This is a genomic window from Pseudomonas sp. MF08831, from assembly GCF_059862645.1.
Genome location: NZ_JCBCUX010000016.1, coordinates 1 through 15,424 on the forward strand (window position 1 = coordinate 1; position 15,424 = coordinate 15,424).

Sequence of the window (15,424 nt, forward strand, 5' to 3'; positions counted from 1 at the left end):
ACGCCGTCACCGGTCTGTATTTCTACGACCAGGACGTGGTTGAAATCGCCAAGAGCATCAAGCCGTCGCCACGTGGCGAGCTGGAAATCACCGACCTCAACCGCATCTACATGGAGCGCGGCAAGCTGTCGGTCGAAATCATGGGCCGTGGCTATGCATGGCTGGACACGGGTACTCATGAGTCGCTGCTCGAAGCCAGCAGCTTCATTGCCACGCTGGAGCACCGTCAGGGCCTTAAAGTGGCTTGCCCTGAAGAGATCGCCTTCCGTCAGAACTGGATCAATGCAGAGCAACTGGAGCGCCTGGCCGCACCGCTGCTCAAGAACGGTTACGGCCAATACCTCAAGCGTGTGTTGCTTGAGAAGATTTTTTGATGGGCCTGTCGTCAATAATCAAACCGACCTGGAGACCACAATGAGCAGTACCAAACACTTTTTCGTCCACAGCCATGCGCTGTGCGAATCCGAAAATATCGGTAAAGACACGCGTGTCTGGGCCTTCGCGCATATCCTGCCGGGGGCCACGTTGGGCAGTGAATGCAACGTGTGCGACAACGTTTTCATCGAAAACGATGTGATCATCGGTGACCGCGTAACACTCAAGTGCGGCGTGCAAGTGTGGGATGGCATCACCCTTGAAGACGACGTTTTTATTGGGCCGAATGCAACCTTTACCAATGACCTTTTTCCGCGCAGCAAGGTCTATCCGCAGACCTTTGCCCGCACGATCGTTCGAAAAGGCGCGTCGCTGGGTGCCAACTGCACCATCCTTCCAGGCCTGACGATTGGCACCAATGCCATGATTGGTGCCGGGGCCGTCGTCACACGGTCTATTCCGCCCAACGCAATCGTTGTCGGCAACCCCGCCAAAATCATTGGCTATGTTGATACTAAGCCGGTCGATGCAAGCCAGGATGGGGCTGAAAAGGTCGCCAGCACGCCTGGGGCGGTCGCCACTTCTGTCAACGGCGTCACGTTGCACACCATGACGGAGGTCGCCGACATTCGCGGCAGTCTGTCTGTGGGCGAGTTCGAGCGAACAGTGCCGTTCAAGTCAGAGCGTTACTTTCTGGTATATGACGTGCCGACGGCAGAAACACGCGGCGAACATGCGCACCGGGTCTGCCATCAGTTCCTGGTGGCGGTGAAAGGTTCGGTGCACGTGGTTGCCGATGATGGCAAGAACCGCGAGGAATTCGTGCTGGATCGGCCGAACAGGGGCTTGTATTTACCGCCGATGACCTGGGGGATTCAGTACCGCTATTCCCAGGACGCGGTACTGATGGTGTTCGCTTCACACCGCTATGATGCTGCCGATTACATTCGCAATTACGACGAATTCAAAATGCTCATCACCGGCGCTTGATGGCCGTAACTGCCTGCGGTCCATCCATTACTGCCCGTGAGTCACGCCGCTGAGGTTGCCAACGCAATCAGCGGCGTTTCCCCGACAATAATGTCCCTGGCCGCAACACCAACCACAACGCCCCCCCAATCAACACCCCGCCATACACATGCGCCATCGACAGCGGCTCATCCAGCAACAACGCGCCCCACAGCACCCCAAACGGCGGAATCATGAAGGTCACGGTCATCGACTTCACTGGTCCAATGGACGACAGCAGGCGGAAGTACAGAATGTAGGCAAACGCCGTGCACACAAGGCCCAGACCTAGCAGTGATGACCAAACCTGCCAGCCACCCCAACTCGCGGGCGGGTGGTTGATCGCGCTGTAGGCAAAAAACGGCAGTAAAAACAGGGTGGCGCCGAGCATGCTGCCCAGCGCGGCGAGTCGGCTGTCCAGGCCGCCGCGTTGGTCCAGCCAGCGCCGTGCGAGGAACCCGGCGAAGCCGTAGCAGGTGGTGGCTAACAGGCAGGCCAGCGCCCCCATCAATAATTCCAGGTCAAACGCCACCGGCCCGGCGCGCGTCAGCACGGCCACGCCGAGCAGGCCCAGGCTGACGCCGGCGATTTTCGACGGCGTCAGGCGTTCACTGAAGAACAACCCGCCAATCAACACGCCCATCAGTGGCGTGGTGGCGTTGAAGATCGCCGAGTAGCCGGCCGGCAGCACCTGCGCGGCCACCGAGTACATGGTCGCGGGGATGCCGGAGTTGATTACGCCCAGCAGCAGCACGGTCTTGAACTTGCCCTGGAAGTCCCAGTTGACGCGCATCGCTGTGAGTATCATCAGCAAGCCGGCGGCGGCAATCGACACGCGAAAAAATGCGGTCGGCACGGTGCCGATTTCCGGCGCGATGATGCGCATGAACAGGAAACTCGCGCCCCAGATGGCAGCCAGTCCCAGCAAATACAGGGTGTCGACAGGTCTCACGGAACACTCCTACCTCAATAAGGCGGCGAGTGTTGCCTAGAGGCCTGGCCGACACAATGGCTAATTACAGGACAAACCGCGTCACCATGCCGTTGAGGTCCACGGCCAGGCGCGACAGCTCCTGGCTGGCGGCGGAGGTCTGGGTCGCGCCCGCGGCGGTTTGGGTGGACAGGTCGCGAATGTTCACCAGGCTGCGGTCGACGTCACGGGCCACCAGTGCCTGCTGCTCAGCGGCGCTGGCGATCACCAGGTTGCGCTCGCTGATCTGCGAGATGGCCGCGGTGATTTTTTCCAGCGCGCTGCCGGCGCTGTTGGCGCGTTGCAGGGTCTGGCCGGCGTGTTCGGCGCTGCTGTTGAGGGCGTCGACGGTGTCCTGGGTACCTTGCTGGATACCGGTGATCATCTGTTCGATTTCTTCGGTTGAATCCTGGGTGCGTTGCGCCAGCGAGCGCACCTCATCGGCCACTACCGCAAAGCCTCGGCCGGCTTCGCCTGCGCGCGCTGCTTCGATGGCGGCATTGAGGGCCAGCAGGTTGGTTTGCCCGGCGATGCCGCGGATCACTTCGAGCACTTTGCTGATGTCCTGAGCCTGCACGGCCAGGCCTTCGGCTTTGCTCGAGGCGCCAAGCACTTCGTCCACCAGGTTCTGGATCGAGCTGATGGTTTCGCTGATCTGATAGTGGCCGTGCTTGCTGTCTTCATCGGAGGCCTTGGACGCTTCGGCGCTGGACACCGCGTTGCCCGCCACTTCGTCCACGGCCGCGCTCATCTCGTTGACGGCGGTCGCCGCCTGTTCAATTTCATCGTTTTGCGCCTGCAGGCCACGGGTGCTCTGTTCCATCACCGAGCTCATTTCCTCGGCGGCGGAGGCCAGTTGCTGCGCCGATTCGCTGATGCCATGGATCGTGGTTCGCAGCTGGTCCTGCATGGTGGCCAGGGCCGTCAGCAATTGCGCCGGTTCGTCGGTGCCTTTCACCACCACAGGCTGGCTCAAATCGCCGCCGGCGATGGTGCGTGCCACGGCCAGGGCCTGGCCGAGGGGGGCGGTGATACTGCGGGTCAGCAGCCAGGCGAGCAATAAAGTGGCGATCAACGCGCACACGATGATCAGGCCGACCACCCACTGAGCGCTGGCATACATCTGCGCGGCAGCATTGGCCGCGTCTTCGACGCCTTTCTGATTGAAGGTGATCATGTCCTCCAGGCTCTTGTTGAGGACCGTACCTTGGGGTGCCAGGCGGCTGGTCAGCAGGTCGATGGCATCTTGCTGTTGATCCTTGTCCACCAGGGCCACCATCTGCCCGACGATGCCGAGATAGGTGCCCACATCGGCTTTGAGTTTTTTCAGCAGAGCGGCTTCTTCGTCGCCGCTGGTCAGGGTTTCGTGATGGGTCAGCAGCGTTTGCAGCTCAGTGCTCTGGCGGGTGATCAGGCTTTTGCTGTTGTCGCGAATCCGCGATTCGTCGGTGGTCGCCAGGCGCAAGGCCTCCAAGCGGATACTGGCCACATAGGCCGCGCTGTCGTGGATATTCTCGATGCTCGGCATCCATGACTCTTCGATGACCAGCGCGCTTTCTCGCAGCTTAGCCATCTGGCCTAGGCCAAACAGGCCGACAATCACCAGCAAACCGGCCAACAGCGCAAAACTCAGACTGGCGCGCAATCCGATCCTCATGTTCCTCAATGACATCTCAATGCTCCTTAGGCGATTAGAACCTGTTCCCGGATCGGTCTTCAGACCTTGTTAGGCTGGGAGAGGGCGCGCTATATATCAAAGTGCCACTAAGGAGGTAATCAGGGTTTCCCTTACGGTGTATCAATTCGGTTACATAAGTTGTGAAGCGCAAGCGCGCTGCTGTTTACCCTGGCAGGCGTCAAGCCACGGCCTTGCAGGGCTGTAGCCAAAGGTGCTGGCGCGTTTGGCTGCGTTTACTGCCCATACGGTCGAATCATGAAATTTGAAAAAACCCTACAATGTGTCGACAGTTGTAAAGCGTGACCCAAAAAATCATCCTTCTCGTGCCCCCGTTCACTGGCTAAGCTCAGGGCTTCCAGACGCCCGTTCGAGGTTTCCCGTATGCCGCAGTCCGCGCTTGCCATCGCCCGCATGATCCTCGATGGCTTCGACGATTACCGTGAGCACTTCCGCCAGATCACTGACGGCGCCCGTGAACGTTTCGAGAAGGCCCAGTGGCAGCAAGGGCAGGCGGCTTCGGCGGCGCGGATCAACTTGTACGAAGAGAAAGTCGCTGAAGTAACGGCGCGCCTGCGTGCCCAGTTCGACGAGGCCACGCTGCTGGAAGTGGACGCGTGGCCGCTGGTGAAGCGTGCCTACATCGGCCTGATCGACCTGCGCTTTGACGATGAATTGTCCGAGACCTGGTACAACTCGATCTTCTGCAGCCTGTTCAGTCACGACCTGATCAGCGATGCCTGCATGTTCATCCACACCACGCGGCCGAGCCTGCGCCGTGCGCGTGCGGCGCAAACCCGCGTTTATCAGCCGGCGGGCGACCTGACGGCGATGCTGGCGCAGGTCTTCGCCGATTACGCGTTCAGCGAACCCTACGCAGACCTTGCGACCGACCTGCGCCGGCTCGAAGCGCAATTGCGCGAAAACCTGCCGGACTGGGTGTGCAAAGATCCGGACCTCAATGTTGAGCTGTTTTCCTCGGTGCTCTACCGCAATAAAGGCGCCTACCTCGTAGGACGCATCTACACCCGTGACGAACAATGGCCGTTGGTGATTCCGCTGCTGCACCGCGAAGGGCGCGGCATTCAGATCGACGCGCTGATCACGGACGAAGCCGACGTGTCGATCATCTTCTCGTTCACGCGCTCGTATTTCATGGTCGACGTGCCGGTGCCAGCGGAATTCATCGGGTTTCTCAAACGCATTCTGCCCGGCAAGCACATCGCCGAGCTGTACACCTCAATCGGTTTCTACAAACACGGCAAGTCGGAGTTCTACCGCGCGCTGATCAACCACCTGGCCACCACCGATGACCGCTTCATCATGGCGCCCGGCGTGCGCGGCATGGTCATGAGCGTGTTCACGCTGCCGGGCTTCAACACGGTGTTCAAGATCATCAAGGACCGCTTTTCACCGTCGAAAAACGTCAATCGCGCCACCGTCATCGAGAAGTACCGCCTGGTAAAAAGCGTCGACCGCGTGGGGCGCATGGCCGACACCCAGGAGTTCGCCGATTTCCGTTTCCCCTTGAGCAAGTTCGAGCCTGAATGCCTGGCCGAGCTGTTGGAGGTCGCTGCGGGCACCGTGGAAGTCGAAGGCGACACCGTGCTGATCCGCCACTGCTGGACCGAGCGGCGCATGACCCCACTCAACCTCTACCTCGACAACGCCAACGACGCCCAAGTGCGCGAAGCGCTGGAAGACTACGGCCTGGCCATCAAGCAACTGGCTGCGGCGAACATCTTTCCCGGCGACATGCTGCTGAAAAACTTCGGCGTCACCCGCCACGGTCGCGTGGTGTTCTATGACTACGACGAAATCTGCTTTCTCACCGAAGCCAACTTTCGCCACATCCCGGCACCGCGCACGCCCGAGGACGAAATGGCCTCGGAGCCCTGGTACTCCATTGGGCCGCTGGATGTGTTCCCCGAAGAATTCCCGCCGTTCCTGTTTGCCGACGCCGGCCAGCGCAAGCTGTTCGACGAGCTGCACGGCGAGCTGTACAACGCCGACTACTGGAAAGGCCTGCAGGAAGCGATTCGCGCCGGCAAGGTCATCGACGTGTTCCCGTACCGCAGAAAAGAGCAGCTGTAAGCCTCAAGCGGCAAGCCACAGGTAAGCGGTTTTGCGTCTACTTGCCGCTTGAAGCTTGACGCTGATAGCGGCTTTTCTGCCACACTTGCCGGCCGTGCATAAATGACGACCTTCAAAGTACCTGATGACTGACCAAGCGCCCGCTATCGACCAACTGCTGAAAAACCTCGATCACGCCATGCTCGCCGACCGCCACCGCTTGCGGCGCCAGTTGCTCGAGCTGCGCAAGAAGCCCGACGAGGACAAGCTGGCGCAGTGGGTCACGCGCATGCAGGCGTCCTGCGCACAGGTCACGGCGCGGCGTGCCAGCCTGCCGGTGGTTCGCTACGACGACAGCCTGCCGATTGCCGCCAAGCGCGACGAGATCAAAGAGGCGCTGCAAAAGCATCAGGTGTTGATCATCGCCGGTGAAACCGGCTCGGGTAAAACCACCCAACTGCCGAAAATCTGCCTGGAGATCGGCCGTGGCCAGTACGGCCTGATCGGCCACACCCAGCCGCGCCGAATCGCCGCGCGCAGCGTCGCCAGCCGCGTCGCCGAAGAACTGGCCACGCCATTGGGCGCGCTGGTCGGCTATCAGGTGCGTTTCGAAGACCAGAGTGACTCCAACACCCTGATCAAGTTGATGACCGACGGCATCCTGCTGGCGGAAACCCAGAACGACCGCTACCTGGAACGCTACGACACGATCATCGTCGACGAAGCCCACGAACGCAGCCTGAACATCGACTTCCTGCTCGGCTACCTGAAAACCCTGTTGCCGCGTCGCCCCGACCTGAAAGTCATCATCACCTCGGCGACCATCGACCTGGAGCGTTTTTCCAAGCACTTCGACGATGCACCGATCGTCGAGGTCTCGGGCCGTACCTTCCCGGTGGACACTTGGTATCGCCCGCTGACCCTGGAGCAGGACGAGGAGGGCAACCGCGTCGAGGACGACTTGACCGTCGACCAGGCGATCCTTGCTACCCTGGATGAAATCGCCGCCTATGAACGCAGCGAGCGGCGCAGCCCTGGCGATGTGCTGGTGTTCTTGCCGGGCGAGCGCGAGATTCGTGACGCCGCCGAGATGCTGCGCAAGGCCCAGCTCAAGCACACCGAAATTCTGCCGCTGTATGCGCGCCTGTCACCGGCTGAACAACAGCGCATTTTCCAATCCCACCCGGGCCGCCGTGTGGTGCTGGCGACCAACGTCGCGGAAACCTCGTTGACCGTGCCTGGCATTCGGTATGTGATCGACAGCGGCACCGCGCGCATCAGCCGTTACAGCTACCGCGCCAAGGTGCAGCGCCTGCCGATCGAGGCAATTTCCCAGGCCAGCGCCAACCAGCGTAAAGGCCGTTGCGGTCGGGTCGAGCCCGGTATTTGCATCCGCTTGTACAGCGAAGAGGATTTTATCGGCCGTCCGGAATTCACCGACCCGGAAATCCTGCGCACCAACCTTGCCGCCGTAATCCTGCAGATGCTGCACCTGCGCCTCGGCGAAATCACCGATTTCCCGTTTATCGAGCCGCCGGACGGCAAAGCCATCAGCGACGGTTTCAACCTGCTGCAAGAGCTCTCGGCGGTTGACCGCAACAGCCAGCTCACGCCGCTGGGCCGCCAACTGGCGCGCCTGCCAGTGGACCCGCGCATGGGCCGCATGCTGCTCGAGGCCGCCAAGCTCGGCAGTTTGCAGGAAGTGCTGATCGTCGCCAGTGCCATGTCGATCCAGGACCCGCGTGAACGCCCGCCAGAGCGTCAGCAAGCGGCCGACCAAGCCCACGCACAGTGGAAGGATGCCGATTCTGACTTTGCCGGGTTGGTGAACCTGTGGCGCGGTTTTGAGGAACAGCGCCAGGCGCTGACCGCCAGCCCGTTGCGTAACTGGTGCCGCAAGAACTTCTTGAATTACCTGCGCCTGCGCGAGTGGCGCGATTCCCATCGCCAGCTCAGCCTGATCTGTCGCGACATGCAGTTGACCGTCAATAAAGAGCCGGCGGACTTTGCCAAGCTGCACAAGGCCGTGTTGTCTGGCCTGTTGAGCCAGATCGGCCAGAAGACCGAAGACGGCGATTACCTCGGCGCGCGTCAGCGGCGTTTCTGGATTCACCCGTCCTCGGGCATCGGCAAGAAGCGCCCGCAATGGCTGATGACCGCCGAACTGGTGGAAACCACCAAGCTGTACGCGCGCATGGTGGCAAAGATCGATGCCGACTGGATCGAGCCGCTGGCCGGGCACCTGATCAAGAAAAACCACTTCGAGCCGCATTGGGAGAAGAAGCGCGGCCAAGTGGTGGCCTTTGAGCAAATCACGCTGTTCGGGCTGATTGTGGTTGGGCGCCGGCCGGTGCATTACGGGCCGATTGACCCGGTGGTGTCGCGCGAGCTGTTTATCCGCGAAGGCCTGGTGCGCGGCGAGATTCAGTCGCGGGCCAAGTGCCTGGCGGCCAACCAGCAACTGCTGGAGCAGCTCGACGAACTGGAGGCCAAGGCGCGCCGTCGCGACATCCTGGCGGACGAAGAAACCCTGTACGCCTTCTACGATGCGCGCTTGCCGGCGGAGATCCACCAGACCGCGACGTTCGACAGCTGGTACAAGGTCAACAGCCAGAAAGACCCGCAACTGCTGATCATGCGCGAAGAAGACGTGCTGGCCCGCGAGGCCAGTGAAGTCACGGCCCTGCATTATCCGGACACCTTGCACCTGGGCGATCTGGAGTTGGCGCTGAGTTATCACTTCGAACCCAACCACCCCCGCGACGGTGTGACCCTGCGCGTACCGGCGCCACTGCTGCCGGCATTGCCGCCGGAGCGCCTGGAATGGCTGGTGCCGGGGGTGATCGAAGCCAAGTGCATTGCCCTGGTGCGCAACCTGCCCAAGGCGCTGCGCAAAAACTTTGTACCGGTGCCGGATTTCGTCAAAGCGGCGCTGCAACGCATCGAATTTGGCCAGGGCTCGCTGCCCCAGGCGCTGGGGCGCGAACTGCTGCGCATGACCGGCGCACGGGTCAGCGATGAAGCCTGGGCCGAGGCGGCGCAGCAGGTGGAAAACCACCTGAAGATGAACCTGGAAGTGGTCGACGGCCAAGGCAAGTTCCTCGGCGAAGGGCGCGACCTGGCCGAGCTGACCGCGCGTTTTGCCGAGGCCAGCCAAGCCGCGTTGGCCGTGCCGCAAACCGCCAAAAGCCAGCAACCGGTGCAAGCCAAGGTGTTTGCGGCGGTGGCCGAGAAGACCCAGCAAAAGATCGCGGGGTTGTCGATGACGGTCTACCCGGCGCTGGTCGAAGAAAATGGCACGGTCAAGGAAGGGCGGTTCTCAACGGCCGCCGAGGCGGAGTTCCAGCATCGTCGCGCGTTGCAGCGCCTGCTGCTGCAGCAATTGGCCGAGCCGGCGAAATTCCTGCGCGGCAAATTGCCCGGCCTGACCGAATTGGGCCTGATGTACCGCGAACTGGGGCGCGTCGATGCACTGGTGGAAGACATTCTGTTGGCCAGCCTCGACACCTGCGTACTGGAAGGCGAAGCCAGCTTGCCGCGTGACGGTGCAGGTTTGGCGGCCCTGGCTGAACGCAAGCGCGGCAGCTGGACCGAGCACGCCGAGCGCCTGGCCCGCCTGACGCTGGAAGTGCTGAAGCTGTGGCATGGCTTGCAAAAGCGCTTCAAGGGCAAGATCGACCTGGCCCAGGCGGTGGCCTTGAATGACATCAAGCAGCAGCTGAGCCATCTGGTGTACCCAGGTTTTGTGCGGGAAACCCCGGCACAGTGGTTCAAGGAACTGCCACGTTTCCTCAAGGCCATTGAGCTGCGCCTGGAGAAACTGCCCAGCCAGGTGCAAAAGGACCGAGTGTGGAGCACTGAGCTGAGCGGCCTGTGGGCGCAGTACCAGAACCGCCTGAACAAACACGCCCAGGAAGGCAAGCGCGACCCTCAGCTGGAGCTGTATCGCTGGTGGCTGGAGGAATATCGCGTGTCGTTGTTTGCCCAGCAGTTGGGCACCAAAGTGCCGATTTCCGACAAGCGTTTGAGCAAGCAATGGAGCCAGGTGGAGGCCTGAAGCCCTCTCGGTTAGCGAGGTTGTGGGAGCTGGCTTGCCTGCGATGGCATCCCAGTGATTTGACTGATACACCGCGGTGTCTGCATCGCAGGCAAGCCAGCTCCCACCGTCAGCATGGGGTTTATCCGGAAATGGCGCCAAATCCCCGAGGTTGTGGCAAACTTCGCGGTCATAAATGCCGGGATCGTCGTGATGGGCTGGTGTGCAGCCGCGGCGCAATGGAATAAAGCGTTGCCAGTTTGATGCCCGCTGGACGGAATCGAACGACCTAAAGTTTGGTACGACGGTACCAATATCTTCTGCCTGACAGATTTAGAGGAACGACCGTGCATAACGTCGTCATCAGCGGCACTGGCCTGTACACCCCGGCCAACAGCATCTCCAACGAAGAGCTGGTGCAGTCTTTCAATGCCTATGTTCAGCAGTTCAACACTGACAACGCCGCCGCCATCGAGCGCGGCGAGGTCCAGGCACTGACTGAGTCCAGCGCAGCCTTTATCGAGAAAGCATCGGGCATCAAGAGCCGTTTTGTCATGGACAAGGACGGTATTCTCGACCCGCAGCGCATGGCCCCGCGTTTGCCCGAGCGCAGCAATGACGAGTGGTCGGTGCTGTGCCAGATGGCGGTTGGCGCGGCCGAACAGGCCCTGCAGCGCGCGGGCAAGACTGCCGCCGACATCGACGGCGTGATCGTGGCCTGCTCCAACCTGCAGCGCGCCTACCCGGCCATCGCCATCGAAGTCCAGGAAGCGCTGGGTATCGAAGGTTTCGGTTTCGACATGAACGTGGCGTGCTCGTCGGCGACCTTTGGTATCCAGAACGCCGCCAACAGCATCCAGCTGGGCCAGGCGCGGGCGATCCTGATGGTCAACCCGGAAGTCTGCACCGGCCACCTGAATTTCCGTGACCGTGACAGCCACTTCATCTTCGGGGATGCGGCCACGGCCGTGATTCTCGAGCGCGCCGACCTGGCGACTTCCGAGCACCAGTTCGATGTGGTGAGCACCAAACTGCTGACCAAGTTTTCCAACAACATCCGCAACAACTTCGGCTTCCTCAACCGCACGGCGGAAGAAGGCATCGGCGCGCCGGACAAGCTGTTCGTACAGGAAGGTCGCAAGGTCTTCCGTGATGTCTGCCCAATGGTGGCGGAACTGATCGGCGTGCATCTGGACGAAAACCAGCTGAATGTGGCCGATGTGAAGCGTTTCTGGCTGCACCAGGCCAACCTGAGCATGAACCACCTGATCGTGAAAAAACTGCTGGGCCGCGAAGCCTCGGTGGAAGAAGCGCCGGTGATTCTCGACACCTACGCCAACACCAGTTCGGCAGGTTCGGTGATCGCGTTTCACACCTACCAGGACGACTTGCCAAAAGGAGCCGTGGCGGTGCTCAGTTCGTTCGGTGCAGGTTACTCGATCGGCAGCGTGATCCTGCGCAAACGCTGATCTCGAGGCAGAATGCGGTCAATGTGGTAGCTGGCTGCTTGCGATGACGATGGTGGGACCGCCGCCGCTATCGCAGGCAAGCCAGCTCCCACAGGTATCGGATTTCCACAGCAGGATTGAGGTAAACGATGGCAGCAGCCGACGACGCGCACCTGCTGGAACGGCTGCTCAAGGGCGAGCAGCGGGCCTACAAGGAATTGGTCACCACCTACCAGAGCGCCATGCGGGCAGTGGCCTATGCCATTGTCGGCCAGCGCCACGCCGACGAAGTGGTGCAGGACGCGTGGTTGTCGGTGGTGCGCAACCTGGCCAAGTTCGAAGGGCGTTCCAGCCTCAAGACCTGGCTGCTGACCATCACCGCCAACTCTGCCAAGGGCCGCTATAAACAAAATCGCCGGGAAGTGTTGCTCGACGATTTGCCCTCACCTCACGGCACCATCGGTGACGATCGCTTCGTCCCCGACGATGGACACTGGGCCGTGGCCCCGTACGCCTGGCACCAGGACACCCCGGAAGCGTTGCTGACCGAGGATGAGTTGCGCAAGTGCCTGGAGCATACGTTGCTGAGTTTGTCGGAGCTGCAAAGCAGCGTGCTGGTGCTGCGTGAGCGCCAAGGCCTGGAGTTGGAAGAGATTTGTAATCTTCTGACGCTCTCGCTCTCCAATGTCCGTGTGCTGTTGCATCGGGCACGGCTTAAAGTCTTCGCCACGGTGGAGCATTTTGAGGAAACGGGCGAATGTTGACCTGCAAAGAACAAGTGGCACGTTCCAGTGACTACCTCGATGGGCAATTGACCTTTCGCGAACGTTTGCTGGTGCGTCATCACTTGATGTTTTGCCCTAACTGCCGGCGATTTATCCGTCAGATGCGCCTGATGCAGGCGACTTTGAAAATCATGCCGGAAGAACCGGTAAAGGACGTGGATGCATTGGCTGACCGGCTGGTAGCCGAGCGGCTGAAAGATCAGTAAACGCGCGAACAATGCAGACTCGCGTGGGTGGGGCGAACGGATGATGAGGGGCGACCCACCCACGCAAGGCTGTTGAAACTACCTCGGGCCGTCCTGGCCCAAGGTTTATTGCACACCCATTAGAACTTGGCTTCAGCATCCAACTGCAGGGTGTTGGTGTTGGCATCACGCTGCGTGCGGCTGGCGTAGTCCGCCTTGGTCAGGAAGTACGTGGCGCCGAGGGCGAAGTTCTTGTCGATGTCGTAGCTGACCTTCATCTTGTGGCCGCGTGAGCCGGTGGTGCCGTTGGCGAAGTCCGAGTCGGTGAAGGCACCCACCACGGCGTTACGCTGGATATCGCGGTAGTTGTAGTCCAGGTTCAAGCCGAACACTTTGGACTTGGCACCGATCAACCAGGCAGTGTCCTGATCGGTCACCGCGTCGTTGTTTTTCACGTACTGGCCATAGAACGCCAACGGCACTGCCAGGCCGCCGATGTCGGCCTGGGCGAAGCCTTCGTACAGGCGGAACTGGTTGTCGGCCGAGTTGCCGTTGACCGCCAATGCGCAAGGCGTGGTGGTGGTCGTGCAACGGCTGTCCTTGTCGTTCTGGTAGGCGTAGACGCTGCCGCCCAGGGTCATTTTCAAGTTGTCAGTCAGCGAGAACCGCGTGCCCAGCTGGCCGGACGTCAGGCGCAGGTCGTGACGAAATTGCACGCCGTCGCCGTCGACGTTGTCCTTGAGGTTGTAGTTGCCGATGCTGCCGAACAACTCGGCGCTGCTGCCCAGTGGGTATTTGTAGGTCAGGGCCAGGCCTTCCGGGTTGATGTCGCTGTCCCAGATCACGTCGCCCATGTTGACCCACGGCTGCAACATCTTGCCGCCGATCACGTGCAGGTTTTTGATCTGGTCCGGGTGGTAGTCGATGTAGCCCAGGTCCAGCCAGATCGACTTCTTGTCGAAGTAGTTGTCCTGGTCCTGGTTGGTAGAGCGCGCGTCGTCGCTGCTGCCGGTGGCAATGCGAATGCCGGTGTCGACCTGCGAGTTGACCTCGGTGTAGGCGCCCAGGCGGGCACGGATGCGCTGACGGTCCTTGTCACGCCCGCCGTTGTTGGATTCGCCCTGGATCTTCACGGTTTCCTGACGGAAGCGCACGTCACCCTTGAGCTGAGTGCGCGCGGCCCAGGCCAGTTTCTGGTCGAACACACTCAGGTCATTGGTTTTTTTCGCGGTGGCCGCGATCTGCTCGTTGGTCTCTTGTTGAGCTTGCTGTGCGATCTGCTTTTCTTTCTGGTCCTTGGCTAATTCCGCCTGCAGTTCGGTGTACTGCGCAGCGGTGATCTGGCCGTTGGCCTTGAGCATGTCGAGCAATTTAGCGTCAACTGCAGCGCTGGCCGGAACGCTCAGGGCCAGCAACAGGCCGCCACACAGGGCCGCCGCAGTTTTAGTGGAAGCAAGACGCATATCAATCTCCGAAAGTGAGGAGGGATGGCAAACCATCCAGGACACAACCGACCGATGACGGACGGAAAATAGCCGCCTGCTAGAACCAGGCGCTCTAAAAACAGGCGTCAGTATCACGATCACTTATGACGGGACAGTGGCTAAGTGATGTCATGTAGATGACAAAATATTTAAGAAGGAACTATTTGAGTTGGCCTTTGTCGTGCCATTTGGGCGTGTGCGAAAGCCACCGATAAGCGATACTCGCCAGGCTTTCACGCCCTGAAGTAGTGAGGATGCCGATGCCGTTGCAACGCCTGGACGCCCTGTCCGAAATCGCCCCGCAGGTATGGGATGCCCTCGTGCCGCAGGCCCAACCTTTTGTACGGCATGCATTCCTTAGCGCGCTGGAAGACAGCGCCAGCCTGGGGCCGCAATCGGGCTGGCAACCTGAGCATTTGCTGCACTGGGAAGGCGATCGCCTGGTGGCGGCAATGCCCAGCTACCGCAAATGGCATTCCTACGGCGAATACGTGTTTGATCACGGTTGGGCCGACGCCTGTGAGCGGGCAGGCATTGATTACTACCCAAAGTTGCTGACGGCAGTGCCGTTCAGCCCGGTCAGCGGGCCGCGCTTGCTGGCCAGGAGCGCCGAAGACGCTTTCGAGCTGCTGAACAGTCTGCCGGGCTACCTGGAAATCGAAGGGCTCTCCAGCGCCCACATCAACTTCACTGACCCTTTGGCCGACCAAGCCTTGGCGCAGCATCCAGGTTGGTTGCAGCGTTTGGGCTGTCAGTTCCATTGGCAAAATCGCGGCTATCGCGACTTCCAGGATTTCCTCGACGCCTTGAGCTCACGCAAGCGCAAGCAAATGCGCAAAGAGCGCGAGCAAGTGGCGGGGCAGGGCATCGAGTTCGAATGGCTGCAAGGCCATGAGTTGAGCGAAGCGCAATGGGATTTTGTCTACGCCTGCTACGCCAACACCTACGCCGTTCGCCGCCAGTCGCCGTACCTGACGCGGGCGTTTTTCAGCCTGCTGACCGAGCGCATGCCCGAAGCGATTCGCGTGGTGCTGGCTAAACAGGGCACGCGCCCGGTTGCCATGGCCTTCAGCCTGATCGGTGGCGACAGCTTCTACGGGCGTTATTGGGGCTGCCTGGCGGAATTCGACCGCCTGCATTTCGAAACCTGCTTCTACCAAGGCATGGATTACGCCATTGCTCACGGTTTGCAGCGCTTCGACGCCGGCGCCCAAGGCGAGCACAAATTGATTCGCGGGTTTGAACCGGTGATCACCCGGTCGTGGCACTACCTGCGCCATCCAGGTCTGAAAAATGCCGTGGAAGATTTCCTCGAGCGCGAGCGCGTAGGGATTCTGGCGTATGCCGAAGAGGCGAGGACAGCCCTGCCTTATCGGCAGGGCTGA

The 15,424-nt window shown here is 60.7% G+C and carries 11 protein-coding genes; 8 read left to right on the forward strand and 3 right to left on the reverse strand.

Annotation, left to right across the window (positions count from 1 at the left end):
• Positions 1-374: sugar phosphate nucleotidyltransferase (locus AC19YS_RS26475; protein WP_500603028.1), on the forward strand; the 374-nt coding region annotated here is incomplete at its 5' end.
• A 40-nt stretch (positions 375-414) separates the two neighbouring features.
• Positions 415-1,365 (forward strand): WxcM-like domain-containing protein, encoded by a 951-nt coding sequence (locus AC19YS_RS26480; protein ID WP_200622671.1) that lies wholly within the window; start codon positions 415-417, stop codon positions 1,363-1,365.
• 67 nt (positions 1,366-1,432) lie between these two features.
• Here AC19YS_RS26480 and AC19YS_RS26485 read toward each other — a convergent pair whose 3' ends face one another.
• Both AC19YS_RS26485 and AC19YS_RS26490 read right to left on the reverse strand, forming a co-directional pair.
• The gene (locus AC19YS_RS26485) at positions 1,433-2,335 is read right to left on the reverse strand and encodes a DMT family transporter (RefSeq protein WP_500603029.1); all 903 of its coding nucleotides are present in this window, start codon (positions 2,333-2,335) and stop codon (positions 1,433-1,435) included.
• Between the two features lie 64 nt (positions 2,336-2,399).
• On the reverse strand, positions 2,400-4,025 hold the full coding sequence (locus tag AC19YS_RS26490; RefSeq protein WP_200622668.1) for a methyl-accepting chemotaxis protein: 1,626 nt from the start codon (positions 4,023-4,025) through the stop codon (positions 2,400-2,402).
• A gap of 387 nt (positions 4,026-4,412) precedes the next feature.
• Between AC19YS_RS26490 and aceK the strand changes: the two genes are divergently transcribed.
• From aceK to AC19YS_RS26515, 5 genes are all read left to right on the forward strand, one after another.
• Complete coding sequence (gene aceK, locus AC19YS_RS26495) at positions 4,413-6,122, forward strand: bifunctional isocitrate dehydrogenase kinase/phosphatase (protein ID WP_106576370.1); 1,710 nt, start codon at positions 4,413-4,415, stop codon at positions 6,120-6,122.
• Between the two features lie 124 nt (positions 6,123-6,246).
• Positions 6,247-10,158, forward strand: coding sequence for an ATP-dependent RNA helicase HrpA (hrpA, locus tag AC19YS_RS26500; RefSeq protein WP_500603031.1), 3,912 nt, complete (start codon positions 6,247-6,249; stop codon positions 10,156-10,158).
• Between the two features lie 326 nt (positions 10,159-10,484).
• A complete protein-coding gene (locus AC19YS_RS26505) occupies positions 10,485-11,606 on the forward strand; it encodes a beta-ketoacyl-ACP synthase III (RefSeq protein ID WP_106576372.1) in 1,122 nt (373 codons plus the stop codon).
• A gap of 128 nt (positions 11,607-11,734) precedes the next feature.
• A complete protein-coding gene (locus tag AC19YS_RS26510; RefSeq protein WP_064453547.1) occupies positions 11,735-12,349 on the forward strand; it encodes an RNA polymerase sigma factor in 615 nt (204 codons plus the stop codon).
• Positions 12,343-12,576, forward strand: a complete 234-nt coding sequence (locus AC19YS_RS26515) for an anti-sigma factor family protein (RefSeq protein ID WP_106576374.1) — start codon at positions 12,343-12,345, stop codon at positions 12,574-12,576. Before AC19YS_RS26510 ends, AC19YS_RS26515 begins: the two co-directional genes overlap by 7 nt.
• A gap of 119 nt (positions 12,577-12,695) precedes the next feature.
• Here AC19YS_RS26515 and AC19YS_RS26520 read toward each other — a convergent pair whose 3' ends face one another.
• Positions 12,696-14,018: a putative porin gene (locus AC19YS_RS26520; protein WP_106576375.1), complete on the reverse strand. Its 1,323-nt coding sequence runs from the start codon at positions 14,016-14,018 to the stop codon at positions 12,696-12,698.
• A gap of 281 nt (positions 14,019-14,299) precedes the next feature.
• Between AC19YS_RS26520 and AC19YS_RS26525 the strand changes: the two genes are divergently transcribed.
• Positions 14,300-15,424 carry a GNAT family N-acetyltransferase gene (locus AC19YS_RS26525; RefSeq protein WP_500603033.1) on the forward strand — a complete coding sequence of 375 codons (1,125 nt, stop codon included), beginning with the start codon at positions 14,300-14,302 and terminating at the stop codon, positions 15,422-15,424.